Source organism: Streptomyces lusitanus, assembly GCF_042647945.1.
GTDB lineage: Bacteria > Actinomycetota > Actinomycetes > Streptomycetales > Streptomycetaceae > Streptomyces > Streptomyces pseudogriseolus.
Window position 1 is genome coordinate 501,999 of sequence record NZ_JBHRWL010000002.1, and the last position, 18,212, is coordinate 520,210.

16 protein-coding genes and 2 tRNA genes are annotated in these 18,212 nt (G+C 71.4%); 13 read left to right on the plus strand and 5 right to left on the minus strand.

Annotated features, from left to right (window positions below):
* Positions 1–29: 29 nt before the first annotated feature.
* The 4 genes from ACFOSY_RS03710 (at position 30) to ACFOSY_RS03725 (ending at position 3,999) form a co-directional block, all read left to right on the plus strand.
* Positions 30–626: a M48 metallopeptidase family protein gene (locus tag ACFOSY_RS03710; RefSeq protein ID WP_394305251.1), complete on the plus strand. Its 597-nt coding sequence runs from the start codon at positions 30–32 to the stop codon at positions 624–626.
* 147 nt (positions 627–773) lie between these two features.
* Positions 774–2,534 carry a TerD family protein gene (locus ACFOSY_RS03715; RefSeq protein ID WP_394305252.1) on the plus strand — a complete coding sequence of 587 codons (1,761 nt, stop codon included), beginning with the start codon at positions 774–776 and terminating at the stop codon, positions 2,532–2,534.
* 11 nt (positions 2,535–2,545) lie between these two features.
* Positions 2,546–3,226 (plus strand): AIM24 family protein, encoded by a 681-nt coding sequence (locus ACFOSY_RS03720; RefSeq protein WP_093766947.1) that lies wholly within the window; start codon positions 2,546–2,548, stop codon positions 3,224–3,226.
* A 17-nt stretch (positions 3,227–3,243) separates the two neighbouring features.
* Positions 3,244–3,999, plus strand: a complete 756-nt coding sequence (locus ACFOSY_RS03725) for an AIM24 family protein (protein WP_394305253.1) — start codon at positions 3,244–3,246, stop codon at positions 3,997–3,999.
* 75 nt (positions 4,000–4,074) lie between these two features.
* Here the strand turns inward: ACFOSY_RS03725 and ACFOSY_RS03730 are convergent, their stop codons facing one another.
* Positions 4,075–4,602, minus strand: a complete 528-nt coding sequence (locus ACFOSY_RS03730) for an NUDIX hydrolase (protein ID WP_394305254.1) — start codon at positions 4,600–4,602, stop codon at positions 4,075–4,077.
* Positions 4,599–6,092 (minus strand): zinc-dependent metalloprotease, encoded by a 1,494-nt coding sequence (locus ACFOSY_RS03735; RefSeq protein WP_394305255.1) that lies wholly within the window; start codon positions 6,090–6,092, stop codon positions 4,599–4,601. Before ACFOSY_RS03735 ends, ACFOSY_RS03730 begins: the two co-directional genes overlap by 4 nt.
* A 192-nt stretch (positions 6,093–6,284) precedes the next feature.
* On the opposite strand from ACFOSY_RS03735, the gene ACFOSY_RS03740 reads away from it, so the two are divergent.
* The 4 genes from ACFOSY_RS03740 (at position 6,285) to ACFOSY_RS03755 (ending at position 9,447) form a co-directional block, all read left to right on the plus strand.
* On the plus strand, positions 6,285–7,397 hold the full coding sequence (locus ACFOSY_RS03740) for an SDR family oxidoreductase (RefSeq protein ID WP_031020471.1): 1,113 nt from the start codon (positions 6,285–6,287) through the stop codon (positions 7,395–7,397).
* Between the two features lie 100 nt (positions 7,398–7,497).
* The gene (locus tag ACFOSY_RS03745; RefSeq protein ID WP_394305256.1) at positions 7,498–7,956 is read left to right on the plus strand and encodes a molybdenum cofactor biosynthesis protein MoaE; all 459 of its coding nucleotides are present in this window, start codon (positions 7,498–7,500) and stop codon (positions 7,954–7,956) included.
* A 132-nt stretch (positions 7,957–8,088) separates the two neighbouring features.
* Positions 8,089–8,253 carry a hypothetical protein gene (locus ACFOSY_RS03750; protein WP_006134719.1) on the plus strand — a complete coding sequence of 55 codons (165 nt, stop codon included), beginning with the start codon at positions 8,089–8,091 and terminating at the stop codon, positions 8,251–8,253.
* A gap of 99 nt (positions 8,254–8,352) precedes the next feature.
* A complete protein-coding gene (locus ACFOSY_RS03755) occupies positions 8,353–9,447 on the plus strand; it encodes a YlbL family protein (protein ID WP_394305257.1) in 1,095 nt (364 codons plus the stop codon).
* A gap of 9 nt (positions 9,448–9,456) precedes the next feature.
* Here the strand turns inward: ACFOSY_RS03755 and ACFOSY_RS03760 are convergent, their stop codons facing one another.
* Positions 9,457–9,999: a PPA1309 family protein gene (locus ACFOSY_RS03760; RefSeq protein ID WP_394305258.1), complete on the minus strand. Its 543-nt coding sequence runs from the start codon at positions 9,997–9,999 to the stop codon at positions 9,457–9,459.
* Between the two features lie 143 nt (positions 10,000–10,142).
* Between ACFOSY_RS03760 and ACFOSY_RS03765 the strand changes: the two genes are divergently transcribed.
* The 4 genes from ACFOSY_RS03765 to ACFOSY_RS03780 all read left to right on the plus strand — a co-directional run bounded on the left by ACFOSY_RS03765 (position 10,143) and on the right by ACFOSY_RS03780 (position 15,561).
* Positions 10,143–13,124, plus strand: coding sequence for a UPF0182 family membrane protein (locus tag ACFOSY_RS03765; RefSeq protein WP_394305259.1), 2,982 nt, complete (start codon positions 10,143–10,145; stop codon positions 13,122–13,124).
* Positions 13,125–13,180: 56 nt separating this feature from the next.
* Positions 13,181–13,254 (plus strand) — tRNA-Met (locus tag ACFOSY_RS03770).
* 222 nt (positions 13,255–13,476) lie between these two features.
* Entirely contained in the window at positions 13,477–15,294 is a 1,818-nt protein-coding gene (locus ACFOSY_RS03775) for a tetratricopeptide repeat protein (RefSeq protein WP_394305260.1), read from the plus strand.
* Positions 15,295–15,487: 193 nt separating this feature from the next.
* Positions 15,488–15,561 (plus strand) — tRNA-Met (locus tag ACFOSY_RS03780).
* A 139-nt stretch (positions 15,562–15,700) separates the two neighbouring features.
* Here ACFOSY_RS03780 and ACFOSY_RS03785 read toward each other — a convergent pair.
* Complete coding sequence (locus tag ACFOSY_RS03785; protein WP_260830635.1) at positions 15,701–16,117, minus strand: Fur family transcriptional regulator; 417 nt, start codon at positions 16,115–16,117, stop codon at positions 15,701–15,703.
* 142 nt (positions 16,118–16,259) lie between these two features.
* Here ACFOSY_RS03785 and ACFOSY_RS03790 point away from each other — a divergent pair, with 142 nt between their 5' ends.
* Complete coding sequence (locus tag ACFOSY_RS03790) at positions 16,260–17,711, plus strand: catalase (protein ID WP_394305261.1); 1,452 nt, start codon at positions 16,260–16,262, stop codon at positions 17,709–17,711.
* A 71-nt stretch (positions 17,712–17,782) separates the two neighbouring features.
* Here ACFOSY_RS03790 and ACFOSY_RS03795 read toward each other — a convergent pair whose 3' ends face one another.
* Entirely contained in the window at positions 17,783–18,184 is a 402-nt protein-coding gene (locus tag ACFOSY_RS03795; RefSeq protein WP_394305262.1) for a CBS domain-containing protein, read from the minus strand.
* Between the last annotated feature and the right edge of the window lie 28 nt (positions 18,185–18,212).

Here is an 18,212-nt window from a genome sequence, read left to right on the forward strand (position 1 = left end):
TCCCCCGGTCCAGCGGGTACGGTCGGGGCGTGCCCGCCGACCCACTGCACCGCGCCGGAACGACTCAGCGCAGCGCGAAGAGCCAGCCGACGGACGGCTCACGGGCGAGCGCGATCGAGGTCCGAAGGAGTGCCCGCCGACGGCGGACGGTCTCCGCGTACCGCGAGGGCGATCGCACCGTCGTGCTCATCCCCGCCCGGATGTCCGAGGCGGAGGAGCAGCGCTGGGTGCGCGTCATGCTCGACAAGCTCGCCGCGCAGGAGAGCAGACGGACCCTCGGGGACGCCGAGCTGGCCGAGCGCGCGCGGCGGCTGTCGGAGCAGTACTTCGAGGGCCGGGCCCGCCCCCACTCGGTGCGCTGGGTGACCAACCAGAACACGCGCTGGGGTTCCTGCACCCCGTCCGACGGGAGCATCCGGCTGTCCCACCGGCTGCAGGGTATGCCGGAGTACGTCGTCGACTACGTGCTCTGTCACGAGCTGGCCCACCTTCTGGTGCCCGGTCACGGGCCCCGCTTCTGGCGGCTTCTCGAGGCGTACCCGCGGACCGAACGGGCCCGCGGCTACCTCGAGGGCGTGGTCGCGGCCGACCGGCTGCCCCATGTCCCCGGCGCCCGGGACGAGTAGCGGCACGGCTCACCGCCGCCCGAGGTGAACGCGGAGCGAGGGCTCCTGCGCGTTGTGTACCGGGTCTGTACCGACTTCCTCCCGTGTCCGTGATTGCCGTTAGCCTGGCGCGACGCACTCACAACGGGATGGGGGACGGTCGTACGTATGGCCAGGGAATTCCAACGCGGCCACAAGGCCAGGATCAGTGATCTCACCGCGGGCACGGACCTGTACGTAGGGGTACAGATCTCCGGCCCCGGGCTCGGCTTCGACATCAGCTGCTTCGGGCTCGACGCCGACGAGCGGCTGTCCGACGACCGGTACTTCGTCTTCTACAACCAGCCGAAGTCGCCCGAGGAGTCCATTCAGCTGCTGGGCGCCCAGGCGGGCGACACGGAGTCGTTCCGCGTGACGCTGGACCGCATCCCGCAGCAGATCAAGAAGCTGTCCTTCACGGCGACCATCGACGGCGCGGGACAGATGTCGCAGATAGGTCCCGGGTACATCCGCATCGTCGCCGGCGGCGAGGAAGTGGCGCGGTACCCGTTCAACGGCTCGGAGTTCTCCACCGAGCGGGCCGTCATGCTCGGCGACTTCTACTTCAAGGACGTGTGGCGGTTCGCCGCCGTCGGTCAGGGCTTCGACGGCGGGCTGGAGGCGCTGCTGCGCAACTTCGGCGGCGAGGTCGCCGACGAGGAGCCCGCCGCGGCCGAGCCGCAGCAGCCCCCGCAGCCGCAGGCCCCGCAGGCCGCGCCCAGTTTCGCCCCGCCCGCGTTCGGCGCCTCCGGAGGCGGCGCACCGGCGCCCGCTCCGGCCCCCGCGCCCGCGCCGCAGCCCGCGCCAGGGTTCACGCCCCCGCCGGCCCCCGCGCCCGCCACGCCGCCGGTGCACTCCGCGCCGACCATCGTGGCGCCGATGCAGACGCCGCCCGGCGGCTCGCCGGTGCCGCCCCCGGCCCCGGCGCCCGCCCCCTACGGCGGCCAGACGCCCCCGCCGCCCCCGGGTTACGGTCAGCCGCCCGCCCCGCCGCAGGCCCCCGCGCCTCCGCCGGGTTACGGCCAGCCGGCCGCACCCCACGCCCCCGCGCCTCCCCCCGGTTACGGCCAGCCCCCCGCCGCGCCCCAGGCGCCCGCCCCGCCGCCCGGCTACGGACAGCAGCCCCCGCCCGGTCAGATGCCGCCCGGGCAGATGCCACCTGGTCAGATGCCCCACCAGCAGGCCCCCTACGGCGCACCCCAGGGGATGCCGCAGGGCGCACCGCAGGCGGCCGGAGTCCTCGGCGCGCTCCAGCAGTTCAAGGAGACGCCCACCGGACAGCGCTGGACCCAGCAGAACAAGAAGCTGGTCCGCGCCGACCTGGGCATCGGCGGCACGCCCGTACTGGCCCGCCAGGGCAGCATGGTGCTCTACCAGGGCAAGGTCGACTTCAGCTACAAGGGCGCCGGCTTCAGCGGCCGTCTCGTCGGCAACGCCACCGGCCAGGAGATGCAGCTGATGCGCTGCACCGGCCAGGGCCAGGTGTTCTTCGCCGAGAACTCCACGATGCTGCACCCGATCGAGCTCCAGGGCGACGCCGTCTGCGTCTCCGCGGAGAACGTCCTCGCCTTCGACGAGACCCTCCAGTACGAGGTCCGCCGCATCGAGGGGCACGGCATCCCCGGCGGCGCGCTGTTCACGATGCAGTTCCAGGGCACCGGCACGATCGTCGTCAAGACGCACGGCATCCCCGTGGTGCTGCCGGTCACGCCCACCACGTTCGCCGACGCCAACGCCGTCGTCGCGTGGTCGGCCGCCGCCCAGGTCGTCGTCTCCAGCCAGGTGCGGATGCGCCGCAACGCCTACCCCGGAGCCACCGGGGAGAGCGTCAACCTGCAGTTCCGGGGAGCGCCCGGCAACTTCATCGTCGTCCAGCCGTACGAGATCTGAGGGAGCCCGTCATGAACCAGCCACTCGCGGGCTACGCCCCCGCACCCGTCACCGCCCGCATGGAGAACCACGGCAACCACATGCTGAAGGTCGCCATGCAGACCGGGCACGACCTCCTCGCGCGCGTCGGCTCGATGGTCGCCTACGAGGGCTTCGTCCAGTACGAGCCCAACCCGCCCGCCGTCCGCCAGATCGCCAAGGACTGGCTCACCGGTGAGGGCGCGCCCCTGATGAAGTGCTCCGGCGACGGCCTGCTCTACCTCGCCGACTACGGGGCCAACGTCGTCGTGATCAACCTCAACGGCGAGGGCATCTCCGTCAACGCCACCAATCTGCTCGCCTTCGACGCGCACCTCACCTGGGGCGTGGAGCGGGTCAAGGGCCTGGCGAAGTTCGCCGGGCAGGGCCTGTGGAACACCAAGATCTCCGGACAGGGGTGGGTCGCGCTGACCTCGCGCGGCAAGCCCATCGTCGTCGACTGCGGAGGCGGCGAGGACGAGACGTACGTCGACCCGGACGCGCTGGTCGCCTGGTCCCCGAACCTCAAGGTGAAGGGCAAGCGCAGCTTCCGCGCCCAGTCGCTGATCGGCCGCGGCAGCGGCGAGGCCTATCAGATGGCCTTCTCCGGTCAGGGCATCGTCGTCGTCCAGCCCAGTGAGGACAGCACCGACCGTCTCCGGGTCCGGGGCTGAGGGGGAGCGAGCACACCATGCAGAGTCCGCTTTTCGCGCACAACGAGCAGCAGACCCAGGAGCGCTGGGGTCTGCAGAACCCGCAGATGCTCCGGGTCGCCCTCGAGGGCCACGACGACATCCTCGCCCGCAAGGGCGCCATGGTCGCCTACCAGGGGCTCGTCGAGTTCGACGCCGAGTACCAGAGCAACAGCGCGTCACGCGCGCGGGCGCACACCGGCGAGGGCCTCGACCTGATGCGCTGCCACGGGCAGGGCACCGTCTACTTCGCCAACCTCGCCCAGCGCATCCACATCATGGACGTGGAGCAGGACGGCCTGACGGTCGACAGCAGCTACGTCCTCGCGATGGACTCCTCGCTGCACCACGAGGTCATCGCCGTCGACAGCCTCTACGGCATCTCCGGCTCGGGGAAGTACCAGCTCAACATCACCGGCCGGGGCAAGGTCGCGCTGATGACCTCGGGCATGCCACTGCTGCTCCAGGTGACGCCGGACAAGTACGTCAACTGCGACGCCGATGCGATCGTCGCCTGGTCCACCTCGCTGCGGGTGCAGATGCAGGCCCAGACGCACTCCAGCGGGGTGTGGCGGCGCCGCGGCAACACCGGCGAGGGCTGGGAGCTGAGCTTCATGGGCAGCGGCTTCGCGTTGGTCCAGCCGAGTGAACTGCTGCCGCCGCAGAACGCCCAGATCGGCTCCGGCCTCGCCGCGCAGTACGGCATGGGCCAGCAGGGCGCCCGCGGCCAGAACCAGGGCAACGTCTGGAGCTGACCGCCGCCTGCCGCGAAAAGGGGCCGCGCCTTCCGGGAAGGCGCGGCCCCTTTTCGTACGTCGTCGAAGGTGTGCTCAGGCCCCGAGCCTCGCGCGCGTGGCCTCGAGCAGCCGTACGACGGAGGTGTCCGCCACGTCCGGCACCTCGGCGTACGGGAACCAGCGCACGTCCAGGGACTCGTCGCTGACCGCGTGCACGGCGTCCGGGGCGGCCAGGGCCGCGTACTGCACGTCGAAGTGGCAGTGGCAGGGCGGCGGGATGGGGTGCCGGTCCAGGCGGACCGGGCCGCCCGGGAGCAGCGTCAGACCCGCGACGCCGGACTCCTCGGTCGCCTCGCGCAGCGCGGCCGTGGCCAGCGAGGCGTCGCCCGGCTCGCAGTGGCCGCCCATCTGGAGCCACATCCGCAGCTTCCGGTGCAGGGTCAGCAGCACCCGGCCGCGCTCGGGGTCGATCACCAGCGCGCTCGCCGTGAGATGGCCTGCCCCGCACGCCTTCCACAGGCCGTCCGGATGCGCGGCCAGATGCTCCAGGTATGCGTCCCTCAGCTCGGGCTGGTCCTCGTACGCCTTGAGGACCAGCACCGCGTCGTCGTGCAGGCTCACTCGGCGCCGTCGCCCTTGCTCTCGTCGCCCGTGCCGTCCTTGCCGCCCTGGTCGCCCTCGTCCGCCGCGTCGGCGTCCGCGGCGTTTCCGGCGTCCTTCTTGCGCAGGTCGGGCTTGTCGGCGGCCTCACCGAGCATCTTGTCCAGCTCGGAGAAGTCGATCTGCTCCCGGTGCACGAAGCCGTCCGGGTCGTCCAGGTCGGTCGCCGTCGGCAGCATGTCCGGGTGCGCCCACAGGGCGTCCCGGCCGTCCACCCCGCGCGCGTCGGTGAGCGAGGCCCACAGGCGCGAGGCGTCGCGCAGCCGGCGCGGACGCAGCTCCAGGCCGATCAGCGTGGCGAACGTCTGCTCGGCCGGACCGCCCGAGGCGCGGCGGCGGCGCAGCGTCTCCCGCAGCGCGTCGGCCGACGACAGCCGCGGCTTGGCCGCCGCGTGCACGACCGCGTCCACCCAGCCCTCGACGAGCGCCAGCGCCGTCTCCAGACGGGCCAGGGCCGCCTTCTGCTCGGGCGTGTCCTCCGGCTGGAACATGCCCTGCTGGAGCGCCTCCTGCAACTGCTCCGGGTTCTGCGGGTCGAACTGGCCGACCACGTCCTCCAGCTTGCCGGTGTCGACCTTGATGCCGCGGGCGTAGCCGTCGACCGCGCCGAACAGATGCGACCGCAGCCACGGGACGTGCGCGAAGAGCCGCTGGTGGGCGGCCTCGCGCAGGGCGAGGTACAGCCGCACCTCCTCCTGCGGGACGCCGAGGTCCTTGCCGAAGTTCTCGACGTTCAGCGGCAGCAGCGCGGCCTTGCCGGCCGGCCCCAGCGGCAGGCCGATGTCGGACGAGCCGACGACCTCGCCGGCGAGCACGCCGACGGCCTGGCCGATCTGCGTGCCGAACATGGCGCCGCCCATGGAGCGCATCATGCCGATCAGCGGGCCGGCCATGGCCTGCATCTCCTCCGGCAGGACGTCGCCCATCGCGTTCCCGACGCGCTCGGCCACCGGGTCGACCAGCTCGCGCCACGCGGGCAGGGTCGCCTCGACCCACTCCGCGCGGCTCCAGGCCAGCGCCGAGTTCGCACCGGACGGCAGGGAGGTGGCGTCGTCCAGCCAGAGGTCCGCCAGCCGGACGGCGTCCTCCACGGCCCGGCGCTCGGCGGGGCCGACACTGGCGTCCTTGGAGCCCTGCGCGGTTCCCTGGGCGACCGTCTGGCGGGCGATCTGCTTGGCCATGTCCCAGTTCACCGGCCCGCCCTCGTAGGAGAGCATCTGGCCGAGCTGCTGGAACGCGGCGCCCAGATCGCCCGGGTTCATCGACCCGAACATCGCGGCGAACGGATTGTCCGCGCCGGAGCCGCCAAAGCCGCCCGCCCCGGGCGTGCCGAAGCCGAACGGGTTGGCCGGGCCCTGACCACCGCCGCCCTGCGGGTCCTTCTTCTTGCCTTCGTCGCCGTCGTCCGGCTCCTCCGGCGGAAGGCCGAATCCGAATGGGGTGTCACTCACGGGTTTCCTCGGCTTGTAGGGCCACCGGTTCTTTCCGGCGGCACGGCTGCCCGACAACACCACCCAGCGTAGACACCTGAAGCGGTTCGGGCCTCGGTGCTTCGCCGACAGGAGGCCTGCGGCAGGATGGATGCCACCTGGTACGTACGCGTCGCTCGCGCCCGTACTGAAGACAACCGCTGGAGACGCCCGGTGAGTTCCCCAGATCCGCAGGTTCGCGCAGCGCGAAACAAGTCAACCAGTCCTCCGCCCCGCGGGCCCGTCGTGGCGGTCACCGGTGCCGCCTCCGGCGTCGGAGCCCTGCTCACCGCGCGGCTCGCCGCGTCGGAGGAGGTCAAGCAGGTCGTCGCCGTCGACGAGCGGCGCGGCGAGTGCGCCGAGGCCGAGTGGCACATCTTGGACGTCCGCGACCCCGCGATCGCGGACCGGCTGCGCGGCGCCGACGTGGTCGTCCACCTGGCCCTCGACCTGGATCTGGAGACCGATGCGGCCGCCCGGACGGCCTACAACGTCCGCGGCACGCAGACCGTGCTCACCGCGGCCGCGGCCGCCGGCGTGCACCGGGTGGTGCTGTGCACCTCGACGATGGTCTACGGGGCGCTGCCCGACAACGAGCTGCCGCTGTCCGAGGACGCGGAGCTGCGCGCCACCGCCGAGGCCACGGGCGTCGGCGACCTCCTGGAGATCGAGCGGCTGGCCCGCCGGGCGCCCCGCGCGCACCCCGGGCTCAACGTGACCGTGGTGCGCCCCGCCGTGCTGGTCGGCGGCACCGACACCGCGCTGACCAGGTACTTCGAGTCGCCCCGGCTGCTGGTGGTGGCCGGTTCCCGGCCCGCCTGGCAGTTCTGCCACGTCGAGGACCTGTGCAGCGCCCTGGAGTACGCCGTGCTGGAGAAGGTCGACGGCGAGCTGGCCGTGGGCTGCGACGGCTGGCTGGAGCAGGAGGAGGTCGAGGAGCTCAGCGGCATCCGGCGGATGGAGCTGCCGTCGGCGGTGGCGCTCGGCGCGGCGGCCCGGCTGCACCGCATCGGGCTCACCCCGTCCCCGGCCGGGGACCTGGCGTACACGATGTACCCCTGGGTGGTCAGCGGCAGCAGGCTGCACGACGCCGGGTGGCGTCCCTCGTACACCAACGAGGAGGTGCTCGCGCAGCTGCTCGAGGAGGTGTCCGGACGGCACACGGTGGCGGGCCGCCGGCTGGGCCGCAAGGACGCGACGGCCGCGGGCGCGGCGGGCGCGACGGTCGCGCTGCTCGGCGCGGCGGCGGTGGTGCGCCGGGCGCGGAAGGCGCGCCGCCGCATCTGACGCGGAGCGCCACCCTTGGAGGAGTCTCCGAAGCCCCACGCGCGCGTAGTGGGGGATTCTGCTGTTCCGCGCGGCCGGCGCGGTGGGGCACGATGGGGCCATGGCACCCATGACGGACCACCCCGGTGAGCAGCCCGCCCAGGACCCGGTCAAGCTGATCGCGATCCGCGACACCCCGCTGTCCGTGGACGAGATCCTGCGCGCGGTGGGCGACGACGCGGCCGGCGGGACGGCGCTCTTCGTGGGGACCGTGCGCAACCACGACGGCGGCGCCGACGTGGACGAGCTGGGCTACTCCTGCCATCCGAGCGCCGAGGACGAGATGCGGCGGATCGCGGAGAAGGTCGTCGCGGACTTCCCCGTGCGGGCGCTGGCCGCGGCCCACCGGGTGGGAAATCTGAAGGTCGGGGACCTCGCCGTGGTCGTCGGCGTGTCGTGCGCGCACCGGGGCGAGGCGTTCGAGGCCTGCCGCAAGCTGATCGACGACATCAAGCACGAGGTGCCCATCTGGAAGCACCAGCGCTTCTCCGACGGCACCGAGGAATGGGTCGGCGTCTAGGACCGCCGGTTCCGTCAGCACCTCCTTCCGTGCGGTTGCGTAACCGCACCCCTGAGGTGAGCGTTGTCACTGCGGATGGTTAATCTGCTGATCAGTCAGTGTTGCGGACGCTCATGGGGTTGGGAGGTCGGCATGGCGGCGCTTGCCTGGTTGCTGATTCCGCTGGTGGCCGCGATCGGAGCGGGGCTGTGGGGCAGTTGGGCCAACCGGACCCGCAAGGTGCGCGGCGACGGTCCCGAACTCATCGGGTACGCCCGTTTCCGTGAGGCGATGGAGCGGGAGCGCGCGGGCAGCTGAGCTGGGGAAACCGCAGTTCGGGGCGTGCGGCGGGGCCGGGGCCGCCCGACCGGGCGGCCCTGACGGTGCGCTGACAGGTCCGTCCCGTACTGTCGAGGCATGCCACGCCGTACGGCGACGATGCTCGCCTCCACCCTGATGCTGATCGCGCTCCTGTGCGCGGGAGTCTTCATCCCCGTGCCCTACGCGGAGATGTCGCCGGGGCCGACGGTGAACACACTGGGCGAGCACGGCGGCGAACCGGTGCTCCAGATCGCCGGGCACAAGACCTACCCGACGGACGGTCACCTCAACATGACCACCGTGCGGGTCACCAGCGCCGACTACCGGATGAACCTCGTCGAGGCCGTGTACGGCTGGCTCGCGCACGACACCAAGGTCGTCCCGCACGACACCCTCTACCCGAACGGCAAGACGGAGGAGGAGTCGACCCAGGAGAACGCCGAGGAGTTCAGCCAGTCCCAGGAGAGCGCCAAGGTGGCGGCCCTGAAGGAGCTGGACATCCCGGTGAAGTCCTGGGTGATCGTCTCCACGGTCGTCAAGGACGCGCCCGCCGAGGGCAGGCTGCATGCCGGCGACGTGATCAAGGCGGTCGACGGCAAGCCGGTGAAGGAGCCCTCCGACGTCGCCGACCTGGTGACCGAGCACAAGCCGGGCGAGGACGTCGTCTTCACCATCGTGCCCGCCAAGGAGCAGGCCGCCGCCGAGAAGCAGAAGCGCACGGCGACGAAGACCGAGAAGGTCACCATCACCACCCGGACCTCCGACGACGCCGGCGAGAAGCGCGCCGTCGTCGGCATCTCGGCCGGGACCGACCACACCTTCCCGTTCGACGTCGACATCAAGCTCGCCGACGTGGGCGGCCCCAGCGCCGGACTGATGTTCGCGCTCGGCATCTACGACAAGCTCACCCCGGGCAGCCTCACCGGCGGTGAGTTCGTCGCGGGCACCGGCACCATCGACGACGACGGCAAGGTCGGGCCGATCGGCGGCATCGAGATGAAGACGGTCGGCGCGCGCGACAAGGGCGCCGAGTACTTCCTCACGCCCGCCGACAACTGCGCCGCCGCCGCCAAGGACACCCCCGACGGCCTCACCCTGGTGAAGGTCGGCACGATCGACGACGCCCTGGACGCCCTGAAGGACATCCGCGCGGGCGACACCGCCGACCTTCCGGCGTGCACCTCGTCCTGACCGGGCCGGCTACTCCTCGAACGTCGCCGTCAGCGCCTGCGCCAGACCCGGCACCAGGTCCGAGCCGGTGAGCACCTCGGTCGGGGAGTCCTTCTCCCGCAGCCGCAGCGCCGAGTCGCGGGACCCGTCGCGCAGCACCGCGACGGTCATCCGGACCTCCTGACGCTCCGGGTGCTCCGCCACCCACCTGGTGAGCGCGGCCTCGTCCAGGTCCTTCGGGACCTGCGCCTCCGCGGACGGCGGCAGCATCAGCCGCTCCACGGTGAGCGCGCAGCCGGTGACGGCGTCGGGCCAGGCGATGGTGCCGAGGAACTCGTCGAGCGGCTTGCCGGCGGGAATCTCCTCCTGCTCGATCGGGGTGAGGGCGGCGGACTCCTCCCCGCCGTCCAGGCCGAGGCGGTCCGCGAGGGAGGGCTGCTCCGCCCGGAGCCGGGCGGTGTCTACGAGGGCGAACAGGCGGGCGGGCTGGTCCCAGCCCAGCCCGGACACGTACTCGTCGATCTCGAGCACGGCCCGGGTGAGGGGGTTCGCGGCCATGGGTGTGTTGGACATGGTCACAATCCTCTCTCGTTCCTGGCCGGAAACGGGAACCGAGTAAAGCGTGAGTAAGTTGCATAGGGTGTGGGCCCGCGATCACGGGGGACCACGACGGTCCGTGAAGACGCGGGCTCGACGAATCGACAGCGAACTTCGAGGTGCCTACCTTGGCTTTCCAGATGCCGGACCGCGGCGGAGGCCCGACGGGGCCACGGATCAGAGTCGGCCGGCCGTCGCGGCGGGTCCGGACCCTGCTCATGACACTGGGCGTCCTTGCCGTCCTCGGCATGGTGTTCACCATGTTCGCGGGCTTCTGGACCGACTGGCTGTGGTACCGGTCGGTCAACTACTCGTCCGTGTTCACGACGACGCTGTCGACCAAGATCGGGCTGTTCTTCGTCTTCGGTCTGCTCATGGCCGTCTCGGTCGGCTTCAACATCTGGCTGGCGCACCGCCTGCGGCCGCCGCTGAGCGCCATGTCGATGGAGCAGCAGAACCTCGACCGGTACCGGATGGGGATCGCGCCCTACAAGAAGTGGCTGCTGCTCGGCATCACCGCGCTGGTCGGCCTGATCGCGGGCGCCTCGGCCTCCAGCCAGTGGCGGACGTGGCTGATGTGGGTCAACGGCGTGTCCTTCGGGCAGAAGGACCCGCAGTTCCACCTCGACGTCTCCTTCTACGCCTTCGACCTGCCCTGGTACCGGTTCCTGCTGGGCTTCGGCTTCGCCGCCGCCGTCCTGGGGCTGATCGCCGCCGCGCTCACCCACTACCTGTACGGCGGGCTGCGCGTCACCAGCCCGGGCGCGCGCGCCACGGCCGCCGCCACCGGGCACCTGTCGGTGCTGCTCGGCATCTTCGTCGCGCTGAAGGCGGTCGCGTACTGGCTCGACCGGTACGGACTGGCCGTGAAGTCCAGCGACTTCAGGGCCACCGACAGCTGGACCGGTCTGCGCTACGTCGACGCGAACGCCTACCTGCCCGCGAAGACGATCCTGTTCTGCATCGCCGTGATCTGCGCGCTGCTGTTCTTCGCCACCCTGTGGCGGCGCACCTGGCAGCTGCCGGTCATCGGCTTCGGCCTGATGGTGCTGTCGGCGATCCTCATCGGCGGCCTGTACCCGGCTATCGTGCAGAAGTTCCAGGTCCAGCCGAACGAGCAGGCCAAGGAGGCGCCGTACGTCGAGAAGAACCTCAAGGCCACGCGTGAGGCCTACGGCATCGACGACTCCCAGGTCACCGAGTACCCGGGCGTCGCCGAGACCAAGGACCAGGCGAAGCTGCGGGACGACGTGGCGGGCGCGGCCAGCATCCGCATCATGGACCCGAACGTCGTCTCGCCGACGTTCCAGCAGATCCAGCAGATCAAGAACTACTACGCGTTCCCGACCAACCTGGACGTCGACCGGTACGCCAAGGACGGCAAGGAGCAGGACACCGTCATCGGCCTGCGCGAGCTGAACTACGCGGGCATCCCGAAGCGGAACTGGATCAACGACCACTTCCGCTACACCCACGGCTACGGCGTCGTCGCCGCCGAGGGCACCAGCGCCGCCTCCGGCGGAGGCCCGGCGTTCACCGAGTCCGACCTGCCCTCCAAGGGCGACCTCGGCTCGTACGAGCAGCGCGTCTACTACGGCGAGCGCACGACCACGTACTCGATCGTCGGCGGTCCCCAGAAGGAGATCGACTACTCCGACGACAGCGGCGAGAAGACGTACAGCTACCAGGGCGACAGCGGCGTCAACCTCGAGAACCCGGTGAACCGGGCCGCCTACGCGGTCGCGTTCGGCGAGCCGCAGATCCTCTACTCCGGCGCCATCGGCGAGGGTTCGCGGATCCTGTACAACCGCACGCCCAAGGAGCGCGTCGAGGCGATCGCGCCCTGGCTGACCATCGACGGCGACGCCTACCCGGCGGTCATCGACGGCCGCATCCAGTGGATCGTCGACGCCTACACGACCACCAACGGCTACCCGTACGCGTCCCGGACGACGCTCGGCGACACCACGGCCGACTCGCTGACCGCCACCAACGACCAGCGCGCGGTGGTCGCCCAGCAGAACCAGGTCAACTACATCCGCAACTCGGTGAAGGCGACCGTCGACGCGTACAGCGGCGAGGTCAAGCTCTACCAGTGGGACACCCAGGACCCCGTCCTGAAGACGTGGATGAAGGCGTTCCCGGACACCGTGCAGCCGCGGAGCGAGATCTCCGGCGACCTGATGGCCCATCTGCGGTACCCGCAGGACCTGTTCAAGGTCCAGCGCGAGCTGCTCACCCGCTACCACGTGAAGGACGCCAACACGTTCCTCTCCGGCAGCGAGGTCTGGCAGGTGCCGGACGACCCGACGAACAAGACGGGCGACGCGGTCCCGCCGTACTACCTGAGCATGAAGATGCCCGACCAGAACGAGCAGGTCTTCTCGCTCACCACGACGTTCACGCCGAACGGCCGTGACAACCTGAGCGCGTTCATGGCGGTCAACGCCGATCCGGGCACGGAGGACTACGGCAAGATCAGAGTCCTGAAACTGCCGACCAGCACCACGGTCTCCGGACCCAAACAGGTGCAGAGCCAGTTCAACTCCCAGCAGGACATCGCCGAGACGATCAGGCTGCTGCGAGGCGGCGACTCCGAGGTCGAGTACGGCAACCTGCTGACCGTCCCGCTGGACGGCGGACTGCTCTACGTGGAGCCGGTCTACGTACGCGGTGGCGGACTGAAGTACCCGCTGCTGCGCAAGGTGCTGGTGACCTACGGCGGGCAGACGGCGTTCGAGGACACGCTGGAGAAGGCGCTCGACAAGGTCTTCGGCGGCGAGGGCACTCCGGTCGAACCGCCGGACGACGGCGGCACCGACGAGGACGAGGGCACCACGCCCCCGCCGAGCACGGAGCAGCCGGCGACGGTCCAGGAGGCGCTCAACGATGCGCAGGCGGCCTTCGAGGCGGGCCAGGAAGCCCTGAAGAACAACGACTGGGAGGCCTACGGCCGGGCGCAGAAGGACCTCGAGGAGGCGCTGCGCAAGGCGGAGGCGGCGCAGTCCGGCGGGGCCGGCGGCGCACGGAGCAACCCGAGCGCGAGTCCGAGTACGAACCCGAGTACGAGCCCCGGCTCGACCCCACGCTCGAACGGCTGACCAGACGCCCTGGTCACAGGCCCACCCCGCGCCGTGCTACGGTTGCAACACAACGGCGCGGGGTGGAGCAGCTCGGTAGCTCGCTGGGCTCATAACCCAGAGGTCGCAGGTTCAAATCCTGTCCCCGCTACTGACGTCGCGTGTCAGCGACACCAAAGGCCCGGATTCCCAACGGAATCCGGGCCTTTGTGGTGGGCGAACGCATGTACCCGCCCTTCCGACGGCCCCGCCGCCGACGGGAGTTGGGCGATCTGTGTTTGACTTGTCTCTCTGTGGGCATGTCGACAAAACGCTGTAGTGACCTCACTGACTGCGGTATACCAGGTGTACCCAGGTTGCAGGTGGTGCGACGATGGATGTTATGGGGGACAAGGCAACTCTGTTCGAGTCAGGGCGTTTTGTGCAGTCCTCCCCTCGGGAGGAGCATCCCCACGACGCGGGGGAGGCGGCCGACCAGGCCGCGGAGGAGCTGAGCCGGCGCCTCGCCGCCGAGGCCGGCGACGTCGAGGCGATGAGCGTCCTCGGCGCCATGCTGCTGCGCCGCGGTGACCTCGACGGTGCCGAACCCCATCTGCGTGCCGCCACCGCCGCGGGCGACCGCGCCGCCGCCAACAACCTGGGCGTCCTGCTGCACCAGCGGGGCTACCCCGACGAGGCCGCCGGATGGTGGCGGATCGCGGCCGTCGCCGGTTCCACGGCCGCGGCCCACGCGCTCGGCCGCCACCACCGCGAGCGCGGCGACGAACCCGCCGCCGAGTACTGGCTGCGCCAGTCCGCCGAGCAGGGCCACACCCTCGGCGCGTACGCCCTCGCCGACCTCCTGGAGCACCGGGGGGACGCGGAGGGCAGCGAGCGCTGGATGCGGGCCGCCGCCGAGCGCGGCCACCGCGAGGGCGCCTACCGGCTCGCCCGCGCCCTGGACCACAAGGCCACGCGGGCGTCCGGCGACGAGGGCGCGGCGCTGGTCGAGGAGGCCGAGCAGTGGTACCGGCAGGCCGCCGCGCGCGGACACCGCCGGGCCGCCCTGCACCTGGGCACGATCCTGGAGAAGCGCGGCGAGCTGAAGGAGGCCGGGCGCTGGTACCTGACCTCCGCCAAGGACGGCGAGCCGCGTGCCGCGTGCGCGCTCGGCTTCCTGCTGCGCGACGCCGGGGACACCGAGAACGCCGCCGTGTGGTGGCTGCGGGCCGCCCAGGACGGCGACGGCAACGCCGCCAACGCGCTGGGCGCCCTGCACGCCGAGCGGGGCGAGACGCAGACCGCCGAGCGGTGGTACCGGGCCGCGATGGACGCCGGCGACGTCAACGGCGCGTACAACCTCGGTCTGCTCTGCGCCGACCAGGGGCGCGTCACGCAGGCCGAGCAGTGGTACCGCCGCGCCGCCTACGCCGGGCACCGCGAGGCGGCGAACGCGCTGGCGATCCTGCTGCTGCGGGCGGGGGACGAGACCGGCGCGGAGCCCTGGTTCTCCAAGGCCGCGGAGGCGGGCAGCGTGGACGCCGCGTTCAACCTCGGCATCCTGCACGCCGGACGCGGCGAGGAGCGGGCCGCGCTGCGCTGGTACGAGCGCGCGGCGGCCGCCGGGCACACCGAGGCGGCGCTCCAGGTCGGTATGGCGCGGCTGCGCGACGGCGAGGAGGGCGAGGCCGAGCGGTTCCTGCGGTGCGCGGCGGGCGGCGGCAGCGCGGAGGCCGCGTACCGGCTGGCGACCGTGCTGGACGCCCGCCGGCCGCCGGAGCCCGCGCACGAGCTGGGGGAGCCGGTGCACCGGCGCAGCGAGTGCGAGGAGTGGTACGAGCGGGCGGCCACCCAGGGGCACCGGCGCGCCCAGGTGCGGGTCGGCATGCTGGCCGCGGCGCGGGGTGACGTCGTCGAGGCGGCCCGGTGGTACCGGGAGGCCGCGGAGGCGGGCTCGCGCAACGGCGCCTTCAACCTGGGGCTGCTGCTGGCACGGGAGGGCAGCGAGCCGGAGGCGGCGGTGTGGTGGACCCGCGCGGCCGACGCCGGCCATGGGCGCGCGGCCCTGCGGCTCGCGCTCGTTCACGCCCGGCGGGGGGAGCTGGCGGAGGGGCAGCGGTGGGCCGACCGGGCGGCCGAGCTGGGGCCTCCGGCGGTCACGGAGCGGGCGGTGCGGTTGCGTGACGCTCTGCGTGAGGAGTTGTCGGCGTAGGGCGTGCGGGGCGCGGCTGAGTAGGTGAGGGGGTTCCCTCGGCCCTTTCGGGGGCTTCGCCCCCGGACCCCCGTTCGCGCGGTTCCCCGCGCCCCTATAGGCGTCCGTTCCCGGGGCTCTCTGCCCAGGTTCCGCGCCTTCGGACAATGGATTTGCTTCTGTCGGGCACCTTGACGTAGGTTGAAGACATCGCCGCGGGGTGGAGCAGCTCGGTAGCTCGCTGGGCTCATAACCCAGAGGTCGCAGGTTCAAATCCTGTCCCCGCTACTGATGGCCGAGGGCCGGAATTCGAAAGGGTTCCGGCCCTCGGTCGTTCCCCAAGGGGAATGCGGCCCGCGTCCAGGCATCGCGAAGAGCCCCGGGCACTCGGAAGTGGCCGGGGCTCCGTGGAAGCCCTGTGTGCCGGCTAGGCCGCCGCGCAGTTGGGGCAGAGGCCGCGGTACGTCACCTCGACGTCGGACACCGTGAAACCGAACCGCTCCGTGTCGGGCAGGTCGGCCAGCGGGTTGCCGGTCGGGTGGACGTCGCGGATCGCCCCGCACTGCGCGCACACCAGGTGGTGGTGCGGCCGGTGCGCGTTCGGGTCGTAGCGCTTGGCCCGCTTGTCCGTCGCGACCTCCAGCACCTCACCGAGCGAGACCAGCTCGCCCAGGGTGTTGTAGACGGTCGCCCGGGAGATCTCGGGCAGCTTGGCGACAGCTCTGGCGTGCACCTCGTCGGCCGTCAGGTGGACGTGTTCGCCGTCGAGGACCTCGGCCACCACACGGCGCTGCGCGGTCATCCGCCAACCGCGTCCGCGAAGTCGTTCCAGAAGGTCACTCATAGGCACCAGCCTAACAGCAGGGGGAGTCGTGCTCCGAACGGGTGTGACTTTGGAGTCTAACTTGACTTAGACAATGTCTATTGTAGGATCGAGCTCGGCTTTGGCCAAGATGCAAGGTGCAGTGATGACGCAGGAGGCGCACGTGACGCAGGGACCGCTTACGACGGAGGCTGGAGCCCCGGTCGCCGACAACCAGAACAGCGAGACCGCGGGCGTCGGCGGCCCGGTCCTCGTCCAGGACCAGCTCCTGCTCGAGAAGCTGGCCCACTTCAACCGCGAGCGCATCCCGGAGCGCGTGGTGCACGCCCGCGGCGCCGGCGCCTACGGCACCTTCACGGTGACCGGTGACGTCACGCCGTACACCCGGGCGAAGTTCCTGTCCGAGGTGGGCAAGGAGACCGAGGTCTTCCTGCGTTTCTCCACGGTCGCGGGCAATCTGGGCGCCGCCGACGCGGTGCGCGACCCGCGCGGTTTCGCGGTGAAGTTCTACACCGAGGAGGGCAACTACGACCTCGTCGGCAACAACACCCCGGTGTTCTTCATCCGCGACGCCATCAAGTTCCCCGACTTCATCCACACCCAGAAGCGCGACCCGTACACCGGCTCGCAGGAGGCGGACAACGTCTTCGACTTCTGGGGCCTGTCGCCCGAGTCGACCCACCAGGTGACCTGGCTGTTCGGTGACCGCGGCATCCCGGCGTCCTACCGCCACATGGACGGCTTCGGCTCCCACACCTACCAGTGGAACAACGAGGCCGGCGAGGCCTTCTGGGTCAAGTACCACTTCAAGACGGACCAGGGCATCAAGAACCTGACCGCCGAGGAGGCCGAGATCCTCGCGGGCAAGGACCCCGACTCGCACCAGCGCGACCTGCGCGAGGCCATCGAGCGCGGCGAGTACCCGTCCTGGACCGTGTACGTCCAGATCATGCCGGCGGCCGAGGCGGCCACCTACCGCTTCAACCCGTTCGACCTGACCAAGGTCTGGCCGCACGCGGACTACCCGCTGGTCGAGTTCGGCAAGCTGGAGCTCAACCGCAACCCGGAGAACATCTTCGCCGAGGTCGAGCAGTCGATCTTCAGCCCCGCCCACTTCGTGCCGGGCATCGGTCCCTCCCCGGACAAGATGCTCCAGGGCCGCCTCTTCGCGTACGGCGACGCCCACCGCTACCGCGTCGGCATCAACGCCGACCACCTGCCGGTGAACCGCCCGCACGCCACCGAGGCGCGCACCAACTCCCGTGACGGCCATCTGTACGACGGCCGCCACAAGGGCGCGAAGAACTACGAGCCGAACAGCTTCGGCGGCCCCTTCCAGACGGACCGCCCGCTGTGGCAGCCCGTCGCGGTCACCGGGGTCACCGGCGAGTCGGTCACGCCCGTCCACGCCGAGGACAACGACTTCGTCCAGGCGGGCAACCTCTACCGGCTGATGTCGGAGGACGAGAAGGAGCGCCTGGTGAACAACCTGGCGAACGCCCTCTCGGGTGTCACGCGCGACGACATCGCCGAGCGCGCGATCAACAACTTCCGCCAGGCCGACGGGGACTTCGGCAAGCGGCTGGAGGCCGCGGTGCAGGCCCTGCGCGGCTGATCCCAGCGCTGGACCGCTTGCCGATCGACGGGCCGGATCCCCTCCCGGGGGTCCGGCCCGTTCCTGTGCCGTCAGGCGGGCACCTGCGGGGCCGGCTGCCGGGCGGGTGCCCAGCAGCGGATGATGTCGCGGACCGAGACGATGCCCGCGGGCCCGCCCCGGTCGAGGACGATCAGATGCCGGAAGCCCCCGTGGGCCATGGCGGCCGCCGCCTCCTCCAGCGTCCAGGAGGGGGCGGCGAAGACGACGTCGGTGGTGGTGTGGGCGTGGGCGCGCTCCGCGTCCGGGTCCTGGCCCAGACCCACGGAGTTGAGGACGTCCCGTTCGGTGAGGATGCCGATCCCGGTGCCGTCGGGGTCGAGGACCACGGCCGCGCCCACCCGGCGCGCGGACATCAGGGCGGCGGCCTGGCGGAGCGTGTGGGCGGGGCCGATGGTGAGGACCACGGTGCTCATGGCGTCACGGACGAGCATGGATGGAGCCACCTCCTACCGGAAAACG